The organism is Inhella crocodyli, from assembly GCF_004004565.1.
Taxonomy (GTDB): Bacteria; Pseudomonadota; Gammaproteobacteria; order Burkholderiales; family Burkholderiaceae_C; genus Inhella; species Inhella crocodyli.
The window spans coordinates 434,128-455,931 of the sequence record NZ_SACM01000001.1 but is presented as its reverse complement, the minus strand read 5'-3'; the positions used below and the strand labels follow the sequence as shown (position 1 = coordinate 455,931).

Genomic DNA, 21,804 nt, shown 5'->3' with positions numbered 1-21,804 from the left:
TGACACCATGCATCGCTTGAGTGAGTTTCTCGTGGGCCTGCTGTTCGGCCTGGGCTTGTTGTTGTCCGGCATGACCGACCCGGGCAAGGTGCAAGGGTTCTTGGACCTTGCCGGCGCTTGGGATCCGTCCTTGGCCCTCGTGATGGGGGGCGCGATCGTCGTGGGCTTGGGCGCCTTCTGGCTGGCCCGCCAGCGGACCGTCGCCTTTTTGGGCGGGGCCATGCGGCTGCCGCAGAGCCAGGACATCGACCGTCGTTTGGTCGCCGGCGCGCTGACCTTCGGCGTCGGTTGGGGGCTGGCCGGCTTTTGCCCGGGACCGGGCCTGGTGGCCATGGCTGCCGGAGAACCCAAAGCACTCGCCTTCGTCGCCGCAATGGCCGCCGGCATGGCCTTGTACGAATGGGTGGACCGAGCCCCTGCCGCGGTGCACGAGGGCGCATGAAGCACCCGAGCGCTTGGCGGCGGTGGCTGCCTGCCGTGCCGCTGCTGAGTTGGGGCCGTGAGTACGACCGCCAGACCTGGCTCCACGACGGGCTGGCCGCGCTGATCGTCACCCTGATGCTCATCCCGCAAAGCCTGGCCTACGCCATGCTGGCGGGCTTGCCGCCGGAAGTCGGCCTGTACGCCAGCGTGGCGCCGTTGTTGGCCTACGCCGTGTTTGGGTCCAGCCGGGTGTTGGCGGTGGGGCCCGTGGCGGTGGTGTCCTTGATGACGGCGGCGGCGATCGGCGAGCACGCGGCGCCTGGGTCGGCGAACTACTGGGCCGCGGCCACCACCCTGGCCCTGCTGTCGGGCCTCATGCTGACGCTGATGGGCGTGTTGCGGCTGGGCTTTCTGGCCAATTTTTTGAGCCATCCGGTCATTGCGGGGTTCATGTCGGCGTCGGGTCTGTTGATCGCTGCGGGCCAACTCAAGACCCTGCTGGGCGTGACGATGGAGGGCGGCACCTTCCTGCAAACCCTGTCGGGATTGGTCGGCCGATGGAGCCAGGTTCACGGCCTCACCCTGGGGGTGGGGCTGGGCTCCTTGGTCTTCTTGTTATGGGTCCGCCGCGGCCTGAAGCCGGCGCTGATTCGTTGGGGACTGCGACCGCTTGCCGCTGACATGCTGGCCAAGGCCGGGCCGGTGCTGGCGATCGCGCTCACCACGGGGCTGACCTGGGCCTTGGATTGGCAGGCGCAGGGCGTGCGGATCGTTGGCCAGGTGCCGCAGGGCTTGCCCCCCTTGACCTGGCCGACCTGGGATCCAGCGCTGTGGCGCGAACTGTGGCCGCCGGCGCTGCTGATCAGCGTGGTGGGCTTCGTCGAATCAGTGTCGGTCGGGCAAACCTTGGCGGCCAAGCGCCGGCAGCGCATCGACCCCGACCAAGAGTTGGTGGCCTTGGGGGCCAGCAACTTGTCGGCGGCCTTCACCGGCGGCTACCCCGTGACCGGTGGCTTTGCGCGTTCGGTCGTGAACTTTGACGCCGGGGCGCGAACGCCAGCGGCTGGTGTCATGACCGCCGGCGGCATCTTGTTGGCGTCTTTGTTGCTGACCCCGGCCTTGTACTTTCTGCCCCAAGCCACCTTGGCCGCCACCATCGTGGTGGCGGTGCTGTCGCTGGTCGATTTCTCGGTGTTGCGTCGCACCTGGGCTTACGCCAAGGCCGACTTCTTGGCGGTGCTGGCCACCTTGGTGGGCACGCTGGGGTGGGGCGTGGAGCCGGGACTGGTGGTGGGCGTGGCGGTGTCCTTGGCCCTGTTTCTGTACCGCACCAGCCGGCCTCACATCGCCGAGGTCGGGTTGGTCGTGGGCACCGAGCACTTCCGCAACGTGCTGCGGCACGCCGTGGTCGTGAGCCCCCGCCTGCTCAGCCTGCGCGTGGACGAGAGCCTGTACTTCGCCAATTCGCGGGCCTTGGAAGACCGGGTCAACGACGCGGTGGCCCAGCGGCCGGCCCTGGTGCATGTGGTGCTGCAGTGCTCGGCCATCAACGACATCGACGCCAGCGCGTTGGAGAGCCTGGAAGCCATCGACGCCCGCCTGCGCGACGCCGGGGTCACGCTGCATTTGTCCGAGGTCAAGGGGCCGGTGATGGACCGACTGCGCAAGACGGCCTTCCTCAAGACCCTGCGGGGACAAGTGTTCCTCACCCACTACAAGGCGGTGTGCACCTTGGCGCCGGAGATTGTGTGAAACGCGGACGGCCCAGGGCATGACAAGCGGTGTGGCCTAGGGTAAGCCCGCGTTCCTGGGGCGGCACTCGGTCCTAATATTTGTCTGTTCGCATATTGCGAATGAAGAACTTCAAGCCATCGGTAGGAGCCCCGTCACCCATGCGCACGCACAACCCCGGCCCGGCGGGCCCCACCGGGCGGCTGATCAAGGCGCCGGAAAACTTCATCGATGCCGAAGGCGTTCGAGCGGTGTTCAGCGAGGCCAAAGCGGGCCGCCGAGACTTCGTGCGCCATGCCTTCGCCGCTGCGATGGCAACCGCCGCCGCACCGGCAGCCCTGGCGCAGGCCAACCCCGTGGGCGCCGAGGGCGGCGACCCGAACATCTTGACCCTGCCAGAGCACAGCAAGGGGCTGGGGCAGGCGGTGGCCACCGACGGTTACGGCAGGCCGAGCAAGTACGAGGCCAATGTGCAGCGGCGTCCGAGCCCTGGCCTGACGCAGACCAGCCAAGCCAGTGTCAGCTTCGCCCCCCTGCAGAGCCTGTTCGGCATCGTCACCCCCAGTGGTTTGCACTTTGAGCGCCACCACCAAGGCTGGTGGGACATCGATCCCAGCAAGCACCGGCTGATGCTCAACGGGTCCGAGGCCTCGCTGATGAAGCGGCCCATGGTGTTCACCATGGACGAACTCATGCGCTTGCCGTCCGTGAGTCGCTTTCACTTCATCGAGTGTGGCGCCAACACCGGCATGGAATGGGGGAACGTGGCCGTGCCCACCTGCCAGTACACGCACGGCATGTTGAGTTGCAGCGAGTTCACCGGCGTGCCCTTGAAGCTGCTGTTGGACATGGCGGGGGTGGACTACAAGCGCGCCCGCTACGTGCTGGGGGAGGGCGCCGACGGCTCCAGCATGACCCGTACCGTGCCGATGGAACTGGTGGAGTCGGGCGAGGTGATCGTGGCCTACGGCCAAAACGGCGAGATGCTGCGCCCGGAAAACGGTTACCCCTTGCGCTTGGTGGTGCCTGGCGTGCAGGGCGTGAGTTGGGTGAAGTACCTGCGTCGCATCGAGGTGGGCGACCAGCCCTACGGCACCAAAGACGAGGCCATCCACTACGTGGACCTGATGCCCGATGGAAAACACCGGCAGTACAGCAGCATCCAGGAATGCAAGAGCGTGGTGACCACCCCATCCGGCGGCCAAGTCCTGCTGGACAAGGGGTACTACAACGTCTCGGGCCTGGCGTGGTCGGGCCGCGGCAAGGTCAAGCGGGTCGACGTGTCGGTCGATGGTGGGCGGAACTGGCGCACCGCGCGCTTGGAAGGCCCCGTGATGAGCAAGTGCCTGACGCGTTTCAACATCGATTGGGTTTGGGACGGCAAGCCGGCCTTGGTGCAAAGCCGCGCCATGGACGACACGGGGTACGTGCAACCCAGCTTCCAGCAGTTGCGGGCGGTGCGTGGCACCCGCTCGATCTACCACAACAACGCCATCCAAACGTGGTTGGTGCAGGAAAGCGGCGAGGTCAAAAATGTCCAGTTGGCATGAGTCCCGGCGCCGCGCGGTGGCGCTGACGATGGCCTTGGCCCTCGGGACCGCGCTGGGGGCCGAGTCGCGCTACCCGCAAGTGGGGCGCGACGCCACGCCCAAAGAACTCGCCGCGTGGGACATCGACGTTCGCCCCGACTTCAAGGGTCTGCCCAAGGGCCAGGGCTCGGTCCAGCGCGGCATGGACGTCTGGGAAGGCAAATGCGCGTCGTGCCACGGTGTGTTCGGCGAGAGCAACGAAGTGTTTTCTCCGCTGATCGGTGGCACCACCAAGAACGATGTCGCCACGGGACGGGTGGCGCGCTTGATGGACGCCGGCTTCCCCGGTCGGACCACCTTGATGAAGGTGCCCACGGTGTCCACGCTGTGGGACTACATCAACCGGGCGATGCCCTGGACGCAACCCAAGTCCCTCAGCACCGACGAGGTCTACGCCGTCACCGCCTACTTGCTCAACATGGCCGACGTGGTGCCGGCCGACTTCACGCTCAGCCACGACAACATCGGTCAAGTGCAAGCGCGCATGCCCAACCGAAACGGCATGTCCACCGATCACGGCCTGTGGCCTGGCAAAGGCATGGGCAACGGCGGGAAACCGGATGTGAAGGCGAGGGCTTGCATGAAGGACTGTGTGCCGGGCGTTGCCTTGGCCAGTGCTTTGCCTGACTTCGCGCGCAACGCGCACGGCAACCTGGCCGAGCAGAACCGCAGTGTTGGGGCACAGCACGGCGCCGACACGACGCAAGCGCCTCGCACCGCACCCGTCGGCGCGCAACGCCCTGGGGCGGCGCCTGCGCCCGCTGCACCTGCAAAGGCGGCGCCCCATCCAGCACTCACCGCCATCAACAAGAACGGTTGCACGGCTTGTCACGCGGTGGACAAGCCCATCCTGGGCCCGGCCTTCAGCGCGGTGGCCCCGAAACACAAGGGGCGCGCCGACTTGGAGGCCTACCTTCTGGAAAAAATCAAACAAGGTGGCGGTGGGGTGTGGGGCGCGGTGCCCATGCCTCCTCAATCGCTGTCGGACGCCGATGCCCGCACCATCGCACGGTGGCTGGCAGACGGCGCGCCACGCTGACCCCGGGTTGCCACGCAAGGGTTCCTTCACCTTGCGCAACCGCCCTTACGCTTCCTAGCATCGAACGACCCAAGGAGACCCACATGACCACACGACGCAACCTGTTGGCCCAATCGGCGAAGGTGCTGGCCCTCATGGCCGGCGCCGGCCTGCTCCCCCAGACGGCCCTGGCAGCTTGGACCCAAGCCGCGTTTGACGCCAAAACCATGGCCGAGGCCATGAAGGCCCTGGGCGCGGGCGCGCCGGTGAGCAGCGGCGACGTCACCATCACCGGCCCGGACATTGCCGAGAACGGTGCCGTGGTGCCCGTCGGCGTGTCGACCAGCTTGCCTGGCGTGAAGCGCTTGGCCGTGCTGGTGGAGAAGAACCCCAGCGCGCTGGCGGCGGTCTTCGACGTGAGCGACGCGGTGGACGCCAACTTCAACACCCGCGTGAAGATGGGTCAGTCGTCCAATGTCATGGCCGTGGCCATCATGGGCGACGGCCGCGTCCTGTTCGCGCAGAAAGAAATCAAGGTGACTTTGGGCGGCTGCGGCGGCTGAGGCCGCTGCGTTTGCCCCTCACCCTCACCCCCATCCAGATCAGGAGAACTCCATGGCAGACCCGATGCGCATCCGCGCCCAAGTTGCAGGCGACAAGGCCACCGTCCGCGTGCTGATGAGCCACGAAATGGAAACCGGCCTGCGCAAAGACGCCGCTGGCAAAACCATTCCCGCCTGGTTCATCCAGGAGGTGGCCGCCACCCACAATGGCAAACCCGTGATGAGCGCCCAATGGGGCCCGTCCGTTTCCAAGAACCCGTTCTTGCAGTTCAGCGTCAAAGGCGCCAAGGCCGGCGACAAGATCGCCGTGACCTGGAAAGACAACAAGGGCGAGAGCCGCACCGACGAGGCGGTGGTCTCCTGACCCCCCTGGCCCGACGAACCCGCGCACGACCCCGCGTGCGCCCCGATGGGAATGGAGACATGCGACATTCGCTCAAGCCCCTGATCGCGACGGCCGCGGCCGTCGCACTCGCCACCGCCGCGGCGGCCCAAACCAAGAGCGCTGCCGACGGCATCGCCGAGTACCGCAAGATGCTCGAGGACGGCAACCCTGCCGAGCTCTTCGAAGCCAAAGGCGAAGACCTTTGGAAGCGCAAGCGCGGTCCGAAGAACGCCTCGATGGAACAGTGCGACCTGGGCAAGGGCGCGGGCGTGGTGAAAGGGGCGTTCGTCGAGTTGCCGCGCTACTTTGCCGACACGAAGCGGGTGCAAGACCTGGAAAGCCGTTTGCTGACCTGCATGGAGACCCTGCAAGGTTTGGATGCCAAGGCCATTGCTGCCACGCCCTTTGGCCGTGGCGAGCAAAGCAACATGGAGGCCTTGGCCGCCTGGATCTCCTCGGAGTCCCGCGGCATGAAGATGAACCTGCCCACCGCCCACGTGGAAGAACGCCGCATGGTTGAGTTGGGCAAACGGGCCTTCTTCTTCCGAGGGGGAACGCACGACTTCTCCTGCGCCTCTTGCCACGGCGAATCGGGCAAGCGCATTCGCTTGCAAGACCTGCCCAACCTGACCACCAACCCCGGTGATGGCGTTGGTTTTGCCGCGTGGCCGGCCTACCGGGTGTCCAGCGGCGAGATGTGGAGCATGCAGCGCCGTTTGAACGACTGCTTCCGCCAGCAACGTTTCCCTTACCCGGGCTTTGGGTCCGACGTGACCATTGCCTTGGCCAGCTACATGGGCGTGAACGCCAAGGGCGCGGTGTCCATCGCGCCCGCCATCAAGCGCTGAGGACCCCACCATGAACCGACCTCTACTGTGGATCTCGGGCGGCCTAACCCTGGTGGCGCTTGCCAGTTGCGCCAGCCTGCCAGGCCCGGCCGAACTCGACGCGCAGGCCCAGGCCATGATCAAGGCCTCTTTCCGCGACCAAGGCATTGCCAAAGTCGACCGCCTTCAGCAAGACCTCGGGCAAGAGGCCTGCTCCAGCGACAAAGCGCCGCCTGAGGCCGTGGCCCAGCGCATCGAAAAAGAGGCGATGGCCACCATCAAGCCCCCCAGCGATGGCCGCTATCTCGGCGATTGGAAGGAGGGCGAGCGCATCGCTCAAAACGGCCGCGGCATGACCTGGACCGATGTCAGTACCGCCACCAGCGCCAACGGCGGCAATTGCTACAACTGCCACCAGATCGACAAGAAGGAAATCTCCTTCGGCACCATCGGTCCCAGCCTGTGGAACTACGGCAAGCTTCGAGGGGTCAAAGACTCCGCCGATCCGGCGGCCTTGCCCATCGTGCAGTACACCTGGGGCAAGTTGTGGAACAGCAAGGCCTACGCCGCTTGTTCGAACATGCCACGCTTCGGGCACGCGGGTTTGCTGGACGAGGGCCAAATTCGCCACCTGATGGCGCTGTTGCTGGACCCCCAGTCCCCCGTCAATCAATGAGCCCGCACGCCTGGTGGAACCAGGCGTTTTTCTGGCGGCTTGCATTCGTGGATCCTGAGGTATGAATCTAAGCAAACGCGAGTTCTTGCAGGTGCTCGGCAGCGCCTCGATGGCGGGCATGGCCTTGGGCCGGTGGGAGAGCGCCGACGCGGCGACGGCCGAGGCGGCGCTGTACGACGTGCCTGCCTTTGGCAACGTGTCGCTGCTGCACATGACCGATTGCCACGCCCAGCTCCAGCCCATTCGCTTTCGCGAACCGAGCGTCAACCTGGGGGTGGGGGCCATGCGGGGGCAGTTGCCGCATTTGGTGGGGCAACACCTGCTCAAGCAACTGAACCTGGCGCCGGGCACTGCACTGGCCCATGCCTTCACCTTCACCGATTTCGAGCGGGCTTCCCGCCGGTACGGGCAAGTTGGAGGATTTGCGCACCTGTCCACCTTGGTCAAGCGGATGAAGGCCAGCCGACCGGGCGCTTTGCTGCTGGACGGTGGCGACACTTGGCAAGGCAGCGCCACCAGCCTTTGGACCCAGGCCCAAGACATGGTGGACGCCTGCAAGCTCTTGGGCGTGGACGTGATGACCGGCCACTGGGAGTTCACCTATGGCATGGAGCGGGTGAAGGAAATCGTCGACAAGGATTTCGCCGGCCACGTTGACTTCGTCGCGCAGAACGTCAAGACCAACGATTTCGGCGACCCGGTTTTCAAGCCTTACGTGGTGCGCGAGATCAACGGCGTGCCCGTGGCCATCATCGGGCAGGCCTTCCCGTACACCCCCATCGCCAATCCGCGCTACATGGTGGCCGACTGGGCGTTCGGCATCCAGGACGAGAACATGCAGTCCATGGTGGACGAGGCGCGAGGGAAGGGCGCCCAGTTGGTGGTGGTGCTCAGCCACAACGGCATGGACGTGGACCTGAAGATGGCGAGCCGGGTTCGGGGCATCGACGCCATCTTCGGTGGCCACACCCACGATGGCGTGCCGGTGGCCGTGCCGGTGAAGAACCCGGGAGGCACCACCCTGGTGACCAACGCCGGCAGCAACGGCAAGTTTTTGGGCGTGATGGACTTCCAGGTCAAGGACGGCAAACTGGTGGACTACCGCTACCGCCTGCTGCCGGTTTTCAGCCAAATGCTCCGAGCCGACCCGGCCATGGACGCCTTGATCCGCAAGATCCGGGCGCCTTACGAAGCCAAGCTGTCGGAACAGCTCGCCGTCACCGATGGCCTGTTGTACCGCCGCGGCAATTTCAATGGCAGCTGGGACCAACTGGTTTGCGACGCCCTCATGCAAACCCTGGATGCGGAGATGGCCTTCAGCCCGGGCTTCCGTTGGGGCACCAGCCTGTTGCCCGGCGACCCCATCACGCGCGAGTTGATGATGGACCAATTGGCCATCACCTACCCGATGGCCACCTTGACGCCGATGAAGGGCGAGTTCATCAAGACCGTGCTGGAAGACGTGGCCGACAACCTGTTCAACCCCGACCCCTACTACCAACAGGGGGGTGACATGGTGCGGGTGGGCGGCTTGACCTACGCGATCGAGCCGAGTGCGGGGGCAGGGCGCCGCATCAGCGACCTGCGCTTGCACGGCCGACCGATCGAAGCCGACAAGACCTACCGCGTGGCGGGATGGGCCCCCGTGGCCGAGGAGGCACGGACCCTGCCAGGCGTGAAGCCCGTGTGGGACCACGTGGAGACTTGGCTGCGGGCACAAGGCGGTCGGGTGACCTCTCGCAAGCCCAACCTTCCTCGCCTCATTGGCGTTCAGGGCAACCCCGGCATGGCGGTGTGACCCCAATTTCGGAGCACGACATGACCCTCCAGCGTTCGACCCGGACCGCCCACTTCATCGCCAGCCTCGCGCTGGGCATTGCCGCGCTCGGGGCGGGCACAACGGCCTGGGCACAGGCGGTCGTCTACCACATCGACGACACCTCCTCGCAGGCACTCAAGGCCCTGCGCAACGTGCGCAATCACCTCGATGTGGACCCCAGCGCCAAGATCACCGTCGTGGCCCACGCGTTCGGCGTGGACTTCTTGATGGAGGGCATGAAGGACCGCAGCGAGGCCTCCTTTGCGGGTCCGGTGGCGGCCCTGGTGGCGCGCGGGGTCAAGTTCGAGGTCTGTGAAATCACCCTGAAGAACCGCAACTTGACCAAAGAGCAGTTCATTCAGGAGGCGGAGTTCACCCCGTCGGGGGTCGTGCGTTTGGCCAAGCTCCAGCAGCAGGGGGCGGCCTACATCAAGCCCTGAAGCAGCATGGCGCTGTTGCAAGCGGCGGTCGACGCCTGGGGTGAGTCCCAGGTTCTCGCGCTCGGCGGACTGACCGTTGGGGTGCTCTTCGGCTTTTTCGCCCAGCGCAGTCGCTTTTGTTTGCGATCGGCGGTCATCGAGTTTGCCCGCAACCAGGGTGGCGGCAAACTCACCGTGTGGCTGTTTGCGTTCGCCACCGCCGTGCTCGTCACGCAGGGCTTGGCCTGGTCGGGCGTCCTGGACGCCAGCAGCGCCCGTCAACTGGCCGCACGCGGCAGCGTCTCGGGCGCAGCCCTGGGCGGCCTGCTGTTCGGGGCCGGCATGGTCCTGGCGCGAGGGTGTTCCAGTCGGCTGCTGGTCCTGGCGGCGGGGGGGAACCTGCGTTCGGTCGTTTCCGGCTTGGTCTTCGCGGTGACGGCGCAGGCGAGTTGGAGCGGGGTCCTCGCGCCGCTGCGGGAGACCCTGGCGGGCGGGTGGACCGTGGAGGGTGGGGCAGGTCGGGATCTGCTCTTGCGCTGGGGGTGGGGCCACGGCAGTGCCATGCTCTTTGGCCTGGCGTGGTTGGCGGCGGCGATCTGGTGGGCGCGGCGCCAACGGGTGGCCCCGTGGGCTTGGGGCGGCGCGATGGTGGTGGGCCTGTCGGTCGCCGCTGCATGGGCCTTCACGCACGCCGTGAGCACGGTCTCGTTCGATCCACACCCCATTCAGGCCTTGAGCTTCACCGGGCCGTCGGCAGAGTTTCTTTCTCGGGTGCTCTTCGCCGGTGGCAAGCCGTTGAACTTCGACATGGGCTTAATCGTGGGCGTGGTGCTGGGGTCGTTCGCGGCCGCCGCCTGCTTCGGCGAACTCAAGCTGGAAGGGTTTCAGGGCGGCGCCAGCATGCGCCGCGCCTTGGTGGGGGCCATGATGATGGGCTTTGGCGGCATGCTGGCTGGGGGCTGCGCCGTTGGGGCTGGGCTCTCTGGGGCCGCGGTCTTCTCGCTCACCGCTTGGGTCACTTTGTTCGCCATGTGGGCGGCGGCGGCCCTGACCGACCGCTGGCTCGACCACACCCCGACGGCCTCCCTTCAAGACCCTTCGATCATGGCGACCCCATCATGACCCTCCGCCCCGCAATTGCCGTCGTGCTTTCGGCCACCCTCTTGGCGCCAGGCGCGCAAGCCAATCCGGACATGGCAAAGGCCGAAGAGATCGTGCAAGGCAAGTGCTTCCTCTGCCATGGCATGGCCGGTGAAAGTTCGAGTCCGGTCTTTCCACGGCTGGCCGGACAAAACGCCAGTTACGTGGCGCGGCAGTTGGCCGACTACCAGAGTGGCAAGCGCAAGAGCAGCACGATGCAAGCGATGGTGGAAGGCCTGTCACCGGCCGAGATGCAAGCCCTGGGGGCGTGGGCCGCCGCCCAGCCGACCATGGGCCACCCGGTGGACGACAGCGACCTGGCTGGCGTGGGGCGCTTTGTGTACCTGCGCGGCAATCCGTACAACGGCGTGGCCGCTTGCGCCAGCTGCCATGGCACGGACGCCCACGGCAGTGCCACCTTGCCGCGGCTGGCGGGTCAACACGCGCAGTACACAGAGAACCAACTGAAGCAGTTCAACCGGCGGGAGCGCACGAACGACAACGCCGTCATGCACAGCATCGCCAGCAAGCTCAGCGAGTTGGAAGTCAAGGCGGTGGCCGCCTACCTGAGTGGGCTCAAGTAGGCGGCCGTCCGAGCGTCAGGCCGGCACTGCCAGCATGTCGTCCCAGATGTTCTGGGCCCAGCTGAGCGCGTAGCGCCCCTCGATTTGGTTGGCCGCGGCCGAGACGCCCCCCGAGCCCGGCACCGTCTTGAAGACCTTGTCGGCGGCGTCGTACTGGTGAACCGTGGCCACGTGGATGACGTCTCGCGCCGTGACAAAGCTGTAGCAGGTGTTCATCACCACTGGCGTGGCGTTCACGGGCTCGCCCTTGAGCAACTGGATGATGGCCGCCGCCGCCACCTTGGCGTGTTGATTGGCCATGTGCCCCGATTTGGGCATCAGCGGGGCCGGGAAGGTGGCATCGCCCAGCACGTGCACACCGGGCACGGCGGTCGACTCCATGGTCAGCCAATTCACCCCGGACCAACGTTGGTTGATGTTGATCAGCCCGGTCGACTTGGCAATGTCGCCCGCCCTCTGGGGGGGCACCACGTTCAACACGTCGGCCTTCACGTCCTCGAACTCCAACTTCGCCAAGGTTCCGTCCACCTCTTTCAACTCGGCGTTCGGGCGGTACTCCAGGAGTCCGGCGTAGTGCTGTTGGAAGGCCTTCTCGAACAACGCCTTCTTGGACTGGACTTCCGGGTTGGCATCCAGCACCAGCACCTTGCTCTTGGGCTTGTGCTGCTTCAGGTAGGCGGCCACCACGCAGGCCCGTTCGTACGGGCCCGGTGGGCAGCGGTAAGGCACTTTGGGGATGGACAACGCGAACACGCCGCCATCCGGCATGGCTTCCAATTGCCGGCGCAAGGCCACCGTTTGCGGCCCGGCCTTCCATGCATGCGCCACCTGGCCCTTGTCCAGCGCGGCTTGCAGGCCCCCGATCTGGTCGACCATGAAATCCACCCCGGGCGACACCACCAAGCGGTCGTAGGCCAACTCGGTGCCGTCGGCAAGCCTCACCTTGCGGGCGGTGGCATCGATGGCGCTGACTTCGCCCTGCAGCACCTTCACGCCCAAGGCCTTCAAGCCCTCGTAGCCGCGGGTGATGTCGGCCATTTGCTTGTAGCCCCCCAGCACGAGGTTCGACATGGGGCAGGAGATGAACTGGGGGTTGCGGTCCACCAAAGTCACGTCCACGTTGCCGCCCCACAGGCGCAGGTAACGGGCGGCGGTGCTACCGCCGAATCCACCGCCCACGACCACGACGCGGCCGATGGACGGGCCGCCCGGGGTGGCGCAGGCTGCCAATCCCAGGGCGCCCAAAGCGGCCGCCCCCATCAGGAGCCCTCGGCGCGATCGATCGAATCCGATGTTCATGGAGGTCTCCTTCATGGCTTGGCTGGGGATTGGCTGGCGAAATAGGCCGCGATCAGGCGCACCTGTTCGTCGGTGTAGCCCTTGGAGATCTGGTGCATGATCGTCGCCGGCTGTGCGCCGCTCTTGTAGTCGGCCCACAAGGCCAAGAGCTTGTCAGCGGGCATGCCGGCCAGGGGCTTCATGTCGCCTTTGGCCTTGCCATTCGTGCCATGGCAGTTGGCGCAGGTGGCGGCGAGGTTGCGCGCCAGTTGAAGGTCCTGCGCCAGGCTGGGTGCCATGGGCAGCGCGAGCGCCAGGGCGCACAGCCCCCATCGCGTTGGGAATGCAAGGCTCATCGGGTGTCTCCTGTGGGCATTGGGGCGGCCATGGTGCAGACCGGCCCGCCCCTTGGCAAGCGCAATCTCCGTAGACGCTGATCCATTCTGGTCATATATTCGTGCATGCAGATCAAGCGGTTTCCCTCATGACGCCATTCATGCCCTGGCGCCGGGCCCTCGGGCTCGCCGCGGCCCTGTTGCTGACCTTCGGGTCGAGTGCTCACGCGCAAGCCGTGCGGGCCGAGCAGGTGGCGGACCATGTCTGGTTCGTCCAGGGACAGTCGGCGCTGGGATCCAGCGCCAACCGGAACTTCATCTCCAACGCGGCCTTCGTCACCACCGGTGCGGGCGTGGTGGTGATCGACGCCTTGGGCTCGCCGGCCCTGGCCGAGGAGTTGCTGGCGGAGATTCGACGCGTGACGGCCGAGCCCGTTCGCTTCGTGGTGCTGACGCACTACCACGCCGACCACATCTATGGCGTGCAAGTGCTCCAAGCCGCAGGGGCCCAGGTGATCGCCCATCGGGCCGCCCAGGACTACCTGCAGTCGGACACCGCCGCCTTGCGCTTGCAGGCCAGTCGGGCCGACCTGTTCCCTTGGATCGACGAACACACGCACCTGGTGCCAGCCGACCGGTGGCTGGAGGGCGATTGGACTTTGGCGTTGGGACGTGAACGCTTCCACTTCCGCCATGCGGGGCCCGCCCACACGCCCGAGGACTTGACCGTGATGGCCGAGCGGGAGGGGGTCTTGTTCGCGGGCGACCTGGTCTTTCGCCAACGCATTCCCTTCGTGGGCCAGGCCGACAGCGCCGCATGGGTCGCTGCATTGGACCAACTGTTGAGTTGGAAGCCCAAGTTGGTGGTGCCGGGGCACGGCCCGGTCAGCGACCAGCCCGCACTGGACCTGCAACTGACGCGGGACTACCTGCAGCACCTGCGTCACGTGATGGGGCAAGCGGCCCGCGACATGGAGCCGTTCGAGGAGGCTTACGCCCGGGCCGATTGGTCGCGCTTCATGGGCTTGCCGCTCTTTGGGGTGGCCAACCGGATCAACGCGTACAACACCTATTTGCTGATGGAGCGGAGCCCTTCGCCATGATCCAGCGTCGCCGATGGGGCCAGTGGGCCCTGGGCAGGTTCGGCCTTGGCGCCTGGGGGCTCCACTTTTCTGTGGCGGCCGCTCCGCGGTTGGCGACCGACTCGGCCCCAGTGGTGTGGCCCCGGCGCACGGCACTGCTCGACGGTGAGGTGCTGAGCGCGGAAGCCCTGCAAGGGCAGGGCCTGCTGGTGGTGTTTTGGGCCACGCATTGCGCATTTTGTTTGCGGCACAACACCAAGTTGCAACAGGTGCTGACCACGATGGGCGCGGCAGCGCCCCGGGTCTTGGGCGTCTCGCTGGACCGGGATGCGACGCTGGTTCGGCGGCACCTGGCCACCCACGGTCATCGCTTCGACGTGACCCTGGATGCGGCCCCTTGGCTCGCTGCCCTGGGCGCGCGCCGCGTGTTGCCCAGCACGGTGGCCGTGAACCGGCTCGGGCAGCGCAGCCTGCCGATGCCGGGCGAGATGTTCGAAGAGGACCTGGCGGAGTTGCTGCAGTGGTCGGCAGCCCCAGCGGGATGACGGGCTTGCGCGCCGCGGGGTGTCCTTCATATCATCGGACACTGATAAAGCTTCCCCTTTGCTTTCCTTTCCCTGACCTTGGAGATCCCATGAAGCCATTTCGTTCGCTGCTGATGCCTTTGGCCTTGTTGGCCGTGAGCCTCCCTGCCGCCGCCAACCTGCAGCTGGCCCAAAAGAACAACTGCATGGCCTGCCACGCGGTCGACAAGAAGGTCTTGGGCCCGGCCTACCAAGACGTCGCGAAAAAATACGCCGGACAAAAGGACGCCGTGGCCGCCGTGACGGCCAGCATCCAGAAGGGCGGCAGTGGCAAATGGGGTCCGGTTCCGATGCCCGCGCAGCCAACGTTGAGCGAGGCCGACGCCAAGGCCCTGGCCACTTGGATCGTCGGCGGCGCCAAGTAAAGGCCGGACGACCGCCCCATGCCGCATTCGCCGCCTCCGATGAGCCCCGCGTTCTTGGGCGGCGTAGCGGCCTGCCTGTGGCTTTCGGTGAGCGCGGCGGCATGGGTCGCTGACGCGCCGCCGGCGCCAGCGCTGCCGCCCGTGCCGGCGATCTTTCAAGGCGCCGATCTGGCGTTGGGTCGGCGCCTGATCGCAGAGCATCGGTGCACCGAATGCCACCGTCAAAAGGTGGGCGGTGATGGTCGCGCTTTGTACCGACCGCTTGGACGTATCAACAGCCCAGGCCGATTGCGTGGCATGGTCGAACAGTGCAACACGGAGTTGAACCTGACCCTGTTCCCAGAAGAGGTGACGGCCGTCGCTGCGGTCTTGAACCGCGATCACTACCGACTGCGCGATTGAGGACTGCGGACTGCATCACCTAACATGAATGCACGAATGGACGACGTTGCATGAACCGCCGATGAGCGATCTCGATGACATGGATGGGGTGTTCGACTCGGCCGCCGACTTGTTTCGGCTCTTGTCCACGCCGATTCGGCTGAAGATCATCAGCGCCGTGTGCCATGGCGAGCGCAACGTCAGCGACCTGCTCGCCCAGATCGACACCACCCAGCCCAACATGTCGCAGCACCTGGCCACCCTGTACCGGGCCGGCGTCCTGGGCAAGCGGCGGGAGGGCACGCAGATCTTCTACCGCTTGGAAAGCCCCCGCGTGGCCGAGCTGTGCCGCGCCGTGTGCACCCAGGTCGCCGTGGACCTGGAGCAAAACCCGGTCAAAGCGCCCAACGATCAGCGCTTGGTGGTGCCGCGCCGCTGAGGCCGAAACCGGCGACGGCTCATCCCCTCACTCGGCCGGCCAGTGGAAGCGGTGCAAGATGCGGTGCACCACCGGCGCCAGCATGATGCCCATCACGGCAATGACCGCCAGGCCGGAGTACAGCGCGTACATGCCAGCGAACACCTTGCCGCCTTGGCTGAGGCCCTCGGTCTTCACCGGCCCCATGCCTCCAAGAATCATGGCGGCGTTCAAAAACGCATCCGTCATGGTCATGCCCTCGTAGTGGGCGTAGCCCCACATGCCCAAGGCCAAGGACAGGCCCAAAAACCCACCAGCCAAGGCGGCGTGGGAGGCCATGCGCCGCAGGAAGCGGGCCGTGGGCAGGACGGGGTGGGAGCGGTGTTCGTAGGGCAGCATGGGCAGCCGGGGGTCGCTCAACGCGAGATCTTGCGGTCGATCTTGTCCAGCACGCCACCGCGGAAGGTGAGCACCGTCAGGGTCTGAGGGTCGCGGGGGTGCGGGAAGTAGGACCAGGTCTTCTCTTCGGGCTGGCCCTTGACCGACTTCACGATCGCCTCGTGGTCGGGCTTGCCGATCTTCAACACCACCTCGCCTTCGCCCATGCCGACGCTCAAAAAGCTGCGGTCGCGGGCGTCCACGGCCTGGACATCCGTTGCGGAGAGGGTCACCAAGAGGGCGAGGACAAGACGAACAAGTCGCATGGCAGGGTGGGGGAGAGAGGCCGAAGGTCGGGCCACAACGCCCCGGGGTCGCGTTCGGTTGATGCCACGCTAGCACCCCAGCTTCTTCTTCGGCCTTCGCACTTGCCCCCACCGCCTGTGGACAACACCGTGGATGGTGCGGGGTCGGGGCGCCCAAGTGCTTGATCCCATTGGCCCCGCTCCGGTCTGCCTCGAAAAGAGGCAGCGGCAGCTCGCGAAGGCGTAGAAAGTGGTCCTGCAGTGCCCGGCCGGCTTGGGCATTGGTGAACTTGGCGCGCTTGAGCGTGCCTGTTGATCAGAGCCATCACTTGCCCGTTTGACAAGAATCAGGGCTTTCGAGCCACCAATCCCACCAGCGCCGAACGACCAAGGTGCCCTGCACCCTCTGCGAGATGGGCCTCGTACTCCTCCAGTGCCAGGATCTCCATGTCCGGCAGAAGGCCGTGAAGAAGGTCCCGGGTGTAGAGGTGGGAGGCGCATGGCGGCCCGCCGGTCCCGTACGCCAGCTGTGCCACTGTGTAGCCTTGCAGCACCATCACACCACCTGGACGGAGGCTGTCCACCATGCGTTGGAACAAGCGTTCCCGCATCCTTGGGTCGGCAAACTGGATGAAGATCGCGGCCACGCCATCGAAGCTGCCATGGGGCCAGCAGTAGCTGTCGCAGTCGGCCACTGTGAAATTGACACACACACCTCGACTGTCCGCCAGCTCGGCTGCTTTGGCCATGCCCACGGAGGACGGATCGAACGCGTCGACTCTCAAGCCTTGCTGTGCCAGCCAGACGCTGTTGCGGCCTTCACCATCTGCGACGCACAAAACGTGTGCGCCCGAGCTCCAGTGGCTGGCGTGCTTTGCGAGCCACCCGTTTGGCTTGTCGCCGAACCAAAAGCCCTTGCTTCGGTAGCGCAAATCCCAAGCCTCCGGCGACACGTTGGACGTGGGCAATGGGCAGCTCATGTGCCCATGTTGACATGCCAGGGAAACCTAGGCTTACGCAGGCTCAGAGCCGGTCGCCCGGTCGGGTCCTCAGCCGGCCACGATTCGCCACGCCAGCCAACTTGGCAGGCCCAGGTACAAGGCCGCCAGGCTGCTGCCTTCCAGCCAGCGGCGAAGGCCCAGCACCCGCGCGGGCCGCAGCACGGCCCCCAACACCGAGCCCACTTCGATCAAAGTGCGCAGTGCCGCCGCCCACAGCACCACCCCGATCGTCCAGGCCGCCCACCACAGGCCGAGGGTGGTCAGGTAGGCCTGCAGGCCGAAGCTCAGGTACTCGCCGATCGCGCTGCCGTAGGCGATGTGCTGGTGCAAATGAAAAGCCGGCAAGGCGAGCAGCACGGGCAGCACCCCAAACTTCAGGACGGGGTGGCTCCAGCGCCCCCAGCGCACGGCGTCGCGTGCCTGGAGATAGGCGCCCCAGCGCGCCGCCCCCGGGGATCGGCCCGCGGCGGCGAGGGGCACGCCCCATTCCCGGGCCAAGGCGAGGGGCGAGCTCAAGGCCAAGCTCCAGCGCCGCGTGCGGCCCTGCGCCATGTCCAGGTGACAGCCCGCACTGGGAAGCGGCCAACGCCAAGGCCGGAGGGCCGCCACCTCGTCGCGGCGCACGCGCCATGAGCGCGGGCCTTGGGTCATGACCAGATCGCCGTCGACCAGGGCCGCCTGCGCCACGAACGCCCGCATCAGCAACCAGGCCAGGGCCTCGGGCAGCAGGAACACCGCGGTGAAGGCCCGGATTTGCGCCAAGGTATTGACGCGCATCGTCTCGTCCAGCAGAACGGCCAAGCCCAGCCCCAGGAGCCCGAGCCTCGCGCCGGCGCGCAAGCCGGCCGTCATCCACCGGACCGCGGGCGGCAGCAGGGCCACGGTGGCCGTACCCCGGGGTGCGAAGGTCGCAGGCTCGGCGGTCCAGGGCCAGCGTGCCGCCAGGGCACGCTGCAAGGCCCGAAGCACCAGCAACAGCAAGAAGAAGGCACCGGCCGCGCCCACCCAGTCGCCCCAGCGCACCACCAAGGTGGGCGCGGGTGCCGCGGTGGGCAGCGCGCCAACGACCAGCGTGCGTTCGCCCATGCGCGAGCCGACCACCACCGTCCCCGTGGGGCTGATCACGGCGCTGAAGCCGTTGGTGGTGACCCGGAACTGAGGCAGTCGCGTTTCGATGCTGCGGAACGCGGCCACCGCCTGGTGCAGGGCGGCACCGCGAGGGTGCTGCGTGAACCAGGCGTCGTTGGACATCGTGAACAAGGCCTGCGCCCCCAAGCGGGCGCCCTGCAAAGCCAGGGTGGGCACGGTGTCGTCGAGGCAGATCAAGGGCTGGACCACGACCTCGCGGCCGTCACGAAGGCGCAGCGGAAACACCCGCGCGCCATTGCCTGGGCGCCAGCCACCGAGCCAGGGCAGGGCGGCCCGCAGCCACGGGCGGTCGAGCCAGGCCGGCACGTGCTCGGTCAGCGGAAAGGGGTGCGTCTTGCGGTACATGCCCAGCAGGCCGCGCCCCGGCTGCAGCACGGCCGCGGCGTTGTACTCCCCGTCGCGGTCGCGGTCGTAGGTGCCGAACACGAAAGGCACGCCTGCGGCGTTGACGATGCCAACGATCTCGCGGTCCAGTTCCGCCCCAGCCTCGCTCTTGGGCTGGCCAAAGGTGGTGGGGTAGACCGTCTCCGTCCACAGCACGGCGTCGACCTTTTGGCGCTCCACCGCGTCGTAGCTCATCGCGTAGTGGGTGTCCAAAATCTCGCGCACCACCGCGTAACTGCCGCGCGCCTGGCGTTGCTGTTCGACTTGGGTGAAATTGGCCTGCACCAGGCCGACGCGCAGGGTGGGCCCTTCGGGCAGGGGCCGCGTGGACCACGCGCCGAAGCCCGCCAAGGCCAGGGGGCCGAGCAGCGCCAGGCCCAGGGCCGGCGCCCAAGCACTGGGTGCTGCGCGGCGACGCTGCCATGCCGCCCACAGGCCCTCGTTGCACAGCAGCAGCAGGAAGGTCAAACTGGCGGCACCGCCCCACTCGGCACCTTGGCGCAGCACGGCCGAGGGGTACAGGCCATGGCCCAGGGTGTCGCCCAAGAGCTTGACGCCCGTCCATTCCACCGCCACCCAGGCCGAGGCCGCGGCCGCCGCGTTGGTGATGGCGCCGAAACGCGTCGCCGCCCAGCGCCGCACCAAGGCCATGGCGATCCACTGCGGCTGGAACAGGGGCGCCACCAGCAACAAAACAGCCAAGCCCACCGGGGTGCCCCATGCGCTGTAGTCGCCTAAGGCCGCGCCGAACCAATGGAACACCGCGGCAGTGAAAGCCACGCTCAGCGCCCACGCGCGGAGCAGTGCGCTGCGCCAACTGGGCGCGTGGTGCAGGGCGGCCAAGGCCGGCACCAAGGCGACGAACAACAGGGGCCAAGCGCTGTCCACTTGGGCCACCAGCCCCAACAGGGCGGCGCTGAGCAGCAGGCCCAGCCAGGGCAGGGCGGGCGCCCACCGTTGGGTGGGCGAATGCGGGCGGTCGTTCATCAAGATCCGGATTTCCCAGGGGGCAAGGGCGGGGGCACGACGACGCGGCGGATCGGCAAGCCGGGCGGCGCCCATTCCGGCGGCACGACGCGGTCCTTCGGCAGTTCGATGGCGCGGCCGGTGCGGTCGTAGAACGTCCGGTCGGGCGCAAACATCAAGATCGGCTCGATGTCCTGCCCGTCGTCGGTGGTTTGGTGGTGACGGACGTAGCCGTCGGGCAGCGGGAAGTCGGGCGGCACGGCCAGGCCAACCAAGGGCGGCGAAGTGCCGGGTGGGTTGAAAGCCCCCAAGCCCGTGTGCACGCCGGCCTGATGCAGGCGCTGGATGACCTCGACCATGCTGGGTGCTTGTCCAGCGGGCACGTGGGCGGCCAAGTCATCGGGGTCGTTCGCCGTCGGGTGCGAGGTCGGCGGTGCCGCGGGCACCGTGGACGGGTCCGAAAGGGCGGCGGCATCGGGCCGGGCGGGCTGGCCGGTCGATGGCGCCGCGGTGACAGTCCCCGGCTGGGAAGCGGGCGCGGCCTGGTGGGTCCACGACGTCCAGAACCACAGGCCGGCCGCCAAGGCCAGGAGCGCGGCGGCGACCAGGTAGCCCCACGCCATGCGAGGGCCCGGCGCCTCGCGGGGTGCGTTGGCGCCGGGCGAACGGGGGGGTGCGCTCATGACGGTCGCGTCAGCGAGCGGCTGCCCCACCCAAGGTGCACGGTGACGCCGGTCAGGGCGCCACAGGGTTGGACGTGGACAAGGTCCAGCCCATCCGCTCGTGGCCGTAGCGATTCCAAATCGGGCTCTTTCCGTTTGTGAACGAGGTGTAGCGCGGCGCGCCCGAGCCCGTGGTGCCACCCAGCAGGCCGGCCGACACGGTGCCACCGGTGTAGGTGGGGTGCACGTCGTCTGACTGGATGTAGTCGTAGGTGCTGCTGGCCGACACCGCGTGCAAGTTGGCGTCGCGGATGGTGCTGCGCAGCGTCGAGGTGATGCGCGTCACGTAGTTGGCCTCGCTCTCGCCCGGGACGTAGCGCAGCGCGTCGGCGTCCACCAAGCCGTCGCCGTTGCTGTCGTACTCGGCGCCCATGTACTCGGCGAAGCTGTCGGCGCACTTGAAGCCCTTTTGGCGTGCGTACTCGCACATCCAGTAGTTCATGCGCGCGATGGCCGGCAGGAACTTGTCCTGCATCTTGACGGTGGCGCCCGTGGTGGCGTCCTTGCAGGTGCTTTGCGCGTTGTCGGCGCTGTAACCCGGGTAGTAGAGGTTGGAGATGATCTTCAACTTCACGCCCGAGTAGGCATTGGCGTTGATGTAGTCCATTGCCGCCGCCACGTTGGCCTTGCAGTTGTTTTCGGCCGTGGTGAGCACGCCGTAATTGCAGGTGCCGGTTTGGTTCTTGAACGCGGTGCGGGCTTGCAAACCGTCGTTGCCGCACATCTCGAAGGTGACGACCCGGGTGTTGGCCGCTTGCATGTACGAGCGTTCGGCGACGATTTTGTTCTGGTAGACGTCGGACGCCACGGCGCCCGACTTCGTGCGGCGAACGCTTTCGATGTCGGCGTTCCACGCGGCCGACAGGTACTCCGCGTCCACGGTGGGGGCCGAGTACTTGGCGGCGTTCGTGGTCGAGCCGTTGTAACCGGCGTAGATCGAGTCGCCGTAGGCCACGACGCGGTATTTGGCGGTGGTGCCCGCCCGGTCGATGGTCCAGGACACGTTTTGGTTCAGGGTGCTGGCCGCGGCGTTGCCGCCAAAAGCGAGCAAGGCCAAGGCCGGCAGGCAACGGCGCACGAGCGCCTGCCAGGGTCGGGATACGGAAGCGGGAGTCGTCATCGGGGTCTCCTCGGGGCTGTGGGATCGACAAAGTCGTTCGGTGGAACCAGCTGCGCGCACCCGTACCGCTGAATGCGAGCGGCCGGAAGCATCGGCCAAAGCCGCGCCCTGAAACAGGCCGTAATCCCTGTCCGCGATTTCCCTCGGTGGTGCATGGCGCAC

25 protein-coding genes are annotated in these 21,804 nt (G+C 66.9%); 17 read left to right on the top strand and 8 right to left on the bottom strand.

The features are described from left to right. Nucleotides 1-7: 7 nt before the first annotated feature. The 12 genes from EOD73_RS02060 to EOD73_RS02005 all read left to right on the top strand — a co-directional run bounded on the left by EOD73_RS02060 (nt 8) and on the right by EOD73_RS02005 (nt 11,174). On the top strand, nt 8-442 hold the full coding sequence (locus tag EOD73_RS02060; protein ID WP_127680395.1) for a DUF6691 family protein: 435 nt from the start codon (nt 8-10) through the stop codon (nt 440-442). Continuing rightward, nucleotides 439-2,175 carry a SulP family inorganic anion transporter gene (locus tag EOD73_RS02055; RefSeq protein WP_127680393.1) on the top strand — a complete coding sequence of 579 codons (1,737 nt, stop codon included), beginning with the start codon at nt 439-441 and terminating at the stop codon, nt 2,173-2,175. The genes EOD73_RS02060 and EOD73_RS02055 overlap by 4 nt, the downstream gene beginning before the upstream one ends. A gap of 140 nt (nt 2,176-2,315) precedes the next feature. Beyond that, complete coding sequence (soxC, locus tag EOD73_RS02050) at nt 2,316-3,704, top strand: sulfite dehydrogenase (RefSeq protein ID WP_127680391.1); 1,389 nt, start codon at nt 2,316-2,318, stop codon at nt 3,702-3,704. Then, nucleotides 3,688-4,782, top strand: coding sequence for a c-type cytochrome (locus tag EOD73_RS02045; RefSeq protein ID WP_127680389.1), 1,095 nt, complete (start codon nt 3,688-3,690; stop codon nt 4,780-4,782). Before soxC ends, EOD73_RS02045 begins: the two co-directional genes overlap by 17 nt. 83 nt (nt 4,783-4,865) lie before the next feature. After that, entirely contained in the window at nt 4,866-5,324 is a 459-nt protein-coding gene (gene soxY / locus EOD73_RS02040; RefSeq protein WP_127680387.1) for a thiosulfate oxidation carrier protein SoxY, read from the top strand. 52 nt (nt 5,325-5,376) lie between these two features. Continuing rightward, nucleotides 5,377-5,688, top strand: a complete 312-nt coding sequence (gene soxZ / locus EOD73_RS02035) for a thiosulfate oxidation carrier complex protein SoxZ (protein WP_205702398.1) — start codon at nt 5,377-5,379, stop codon at nt 5,686-5,688. Between the two features lie 59 nt (nt 5,689-5,747). Continuing rightward, nucleotides 5,748-6,557, top strand: coding sequence for a sulfur oxidation c-type cytochrome SoxA (gene soxA / locus EOD73_RS02030; RefSeq protein ID WP_127680385.1), 810 nt, complete (start codon nt 5,748-5,750; stop codon nt 6,555-6,557). 10 nt (nt 6,558-6,567) lie between these two features. Continuing rightward, the gene (gene soxX, locus EOD73_RS02025; protein WP_127680383.1) at nt 6,568-7,212 is read left to right on the top strand and encodes a sulfur oxidation c-type cytochrome SoxX; all 645 of its coding nucleotides are present in this window, start codon (nt 6,568-6,570) and stop codon (nt 7,210-7,212) included. 61 nt (nt 7,213-7,273) lie between these two features. After that, a complete protein-coding gene (gene soxB / locus EOD73_RS02020) occupies nt 7,274-9,010 on the top strand; it encodes a thiosulfohydrolase SoxB (RefSeq protein ID WP_127680381.1) in 1,737 nt (578 codons plus the stop codon). A 20-nt stretch (nt 9,011-9,030) separates the two neighbouring features. Then, on the top strand, nt 9,031-9,471 hold the full coding sequence (locus EOD73_RS02015; protein WP_127680379.1) for a DsrE family protein: 441 nt from the start codon (nt 9,031-9,033) through the stop codon (nt 9,469-9,471). Between the two features lie 6 nt (nt 9,472-9,477). Continuing rightward, nucleotides 9,478-10,572, top strand: a complete 1,095-nt coding sequence (locus tag EOD73_RS02010) for a YeeE/YedE family protein (protein ID WP_127680377.1) — start codon at nt 9,478-9,480, stop codon at nt 10,570-10,572. After that, a complete protein-coding gene (locus EOD73_RS02005) occupies nt 10,569-11,174 on the top strand; it encodes a c-type cytochrome (RefSeq protein WP_127680375.1) in 606 nt (201 codons plus the stop codon). Before EOD73_RS02010 ends, EOD73_RS02005 begins: the two co-directional genes overlap by 4 nt. A 15-nt stretch (nt 11,175-11,189) precedes the next feature. On the opposite strand, the gene EOD73_RS02000 is transcribed toward EOD73_RS02005, so the two are convergent. Both EOD73_RS02000 and EOD73_RS01995 read right to left on the bottom strand, forming a co-directional pair. Then, the gene (locus EOD73_RS02000) at nt 11,190-12,473 is read right to left on the bottom strand and encodes an NAD(P)/FAD-dependent oxidoreductase (protein ID WP_127680373.1); all 1,284 of its coding nucleotides are present in this window, start codon (nt 12,471-12,473) and stop codon (nt 11,190-11,192) included. An 11-nt stretch (nt 12,474-12,484) separates the two neighbouring features. Further along, nucleotides 12,485-12,808 carry a c-type cytochrome gene (locus tag EOD73_RS01995; RefSeq protein WP_127680371.1) on the bottom strand — a complete coding sequence of 108 codons (324 nt, stop codon included), beginning with the start codon at nt 12,806-12,808 and terminating at the stop codon, nt 12,485-12,487. 128 nt (nt 12,809-12,936) lie between these two features. Here EOD73_RS01995 and EOD73_RS01990 point away from each other — a divergent pair, with 128 nt between their 5' ends. The 5 genes from EOD73_RS01990 to EOD73_RS01970 all read left to right on the top strand — a co-directional run bounded on the left by EOD73_RS01990 (nt 12,937) and on the right by EOD73_RS01970 (nt 15,638). After that, nucleotides 12,937-13,890: an MBL fold metallo-hydrolase gene (locus tag EOD73_RS01990; RefSeq protein WP_127680369.1), complete on the top strand. Its 954-nt coding sequence runs from the start codon at nt 12,937-12,939 to the stop codon at nt 13,888-13,890. A 113-nt stretch (nt 13,891-14,003) separates the two neighbouring features. After that, nucleotides 14,004-14,414 carry a TlpA family protein disulfide reductase gene (locus tag EOD73_RS01985; RefSeq protein WP_164845922.1) on the top strand — a complete coding sequence of 137 codons (411 nt, stop codon included), beginning with the start codon at nt 14,004-14,006 and terminating at the stop codon, nt 14,412-14,414. A gap of 89 nt (nt 14,415-14,503) precedes the next feature. Next, nucleotides 14,504-14,818 (top strand): c-type cytochrome, encoded by a 315-nt coding sequence (locus tag EOD73_RS01980; protein ID WP_127680365.1) that lies wholly within the window; start codon nt 14,504-14,506, stop codon nt 14,816-14,818. 39 nt (nt 14,819-14,857) lie between these two features. Continuing rightward, nucleotides 14,858-15,220 carry a hypothetical protein gene (locus EOD73_RS01975; protein WP_205702397.1) on the top strand — a complete coding sequence of 121 codons (363 nt, stop codon included), beginning with the start codon at nt 14,858-14,860 and terminating at the stop codon, nt 15,218-15,220. A gap of 61 nt (nt 15,221-15,281) precedes the next feature. Then, nucleotides 15,282-15,638: an ArsR/SmtB family transcription factor gene (locus EOD73_RS01970; RefSeq protein WP_127680363.1), complete on the top strand. Its 357-nt coding sequence runs from the start codon at nt 15,282-15,284 to the stop codon at nt 15,636-15,638. A gap of 27 nt (nt 15,639-15,665) precedes the next feature. Here EOD73_RS01970 and EOD73_RS01965 read toward each other — a convergent pair whose 3' ends face one another. The 6 genes from EOD73_RS01965 to EOD73_RS01940 form a co-directional block, all read right to left on the bottom strand. Then, nucleotides 15,666-16,037 (bottom strand): hypothetical protein, encoded by a 372-nt coding sequence (locus EOD73_RS01965; RefSeq protein ID WP_205702396.1) that lies wholly within the window; start codon nt 16,035-16,037, stop codon nt 15,666-15,668. Continuing rightward, nucleotides 16,034-16,288 carry a hypothetical protein gene (locus EOD73_RS01960; protein WP_127680361.1) on the bottom strand — a complete coding sequence of 85 codons (255 nt, stop codon included), beginning with the start codon at nt 16,286-16,288 and terminating at the stop codon, nt 16,034-16,036. The genes EOD73_RS01965 and EOD73_RS01960 overlap by 4 nt, the downstream gene beginning before the upstream one ends. Before the next feature lie 359 nt (nt 16,289-16,647). Further along, nucleotides 16,648-17,280: a class I SAM-dependent methyltransferase gene (locus EOD73_RS01955; protein WP_127680359.1), complete on the bottom strand. Its 633-nt coding sequence runs from the start codon at nt 17,278-17,280 to the stop codon at nt 16,648-16,650. A gap of 69 nt (nt 17,281-17,349) precedes the next feature. Then, on the bottom strand, nt 17,350-19,821 hold the full coding sequence (gene lnt / locus EOD73_RS01950) for an apolipoprotein N-acyltransferase (RefSeq protein WP_127680357.1): 2,472 nt from the start codon (nt 19,819-19,821) through the stop codon (nt 17,350-17,352). Beyond that, nucleotides 19,821-20,483 carry a hypothetical protein gene (locus EOD73_RS01945; protein ID WP_240660556.1) on the bottom strand — a complete coding sequence of 221 codons (663 nt, stop codon included), beginning with the start codon at nt 20,481-20,483 and terminating at the stop codon, nt 19,821-19,823. The genes lnt and EOD73_RS01945 overlap by 1 nt, the downstream gene beginning before the upstream one ends. Nucleotides 20,484-20,535: 52 nt before the next feature. After that, complete coding sequence (locus EOD73_RS01940) at nt 20,536-21,642, bottom strand: SGNH/GDSL hydrolase family protein (RefSeq protein ID WP_127680355.1); 1,107 nt, start codon at nt 21,640-21,642, stop codon at nt 20,536-20,538. Between the last annotated feature and the right edge of the window lie 162 nt (nt 21,643-21,804).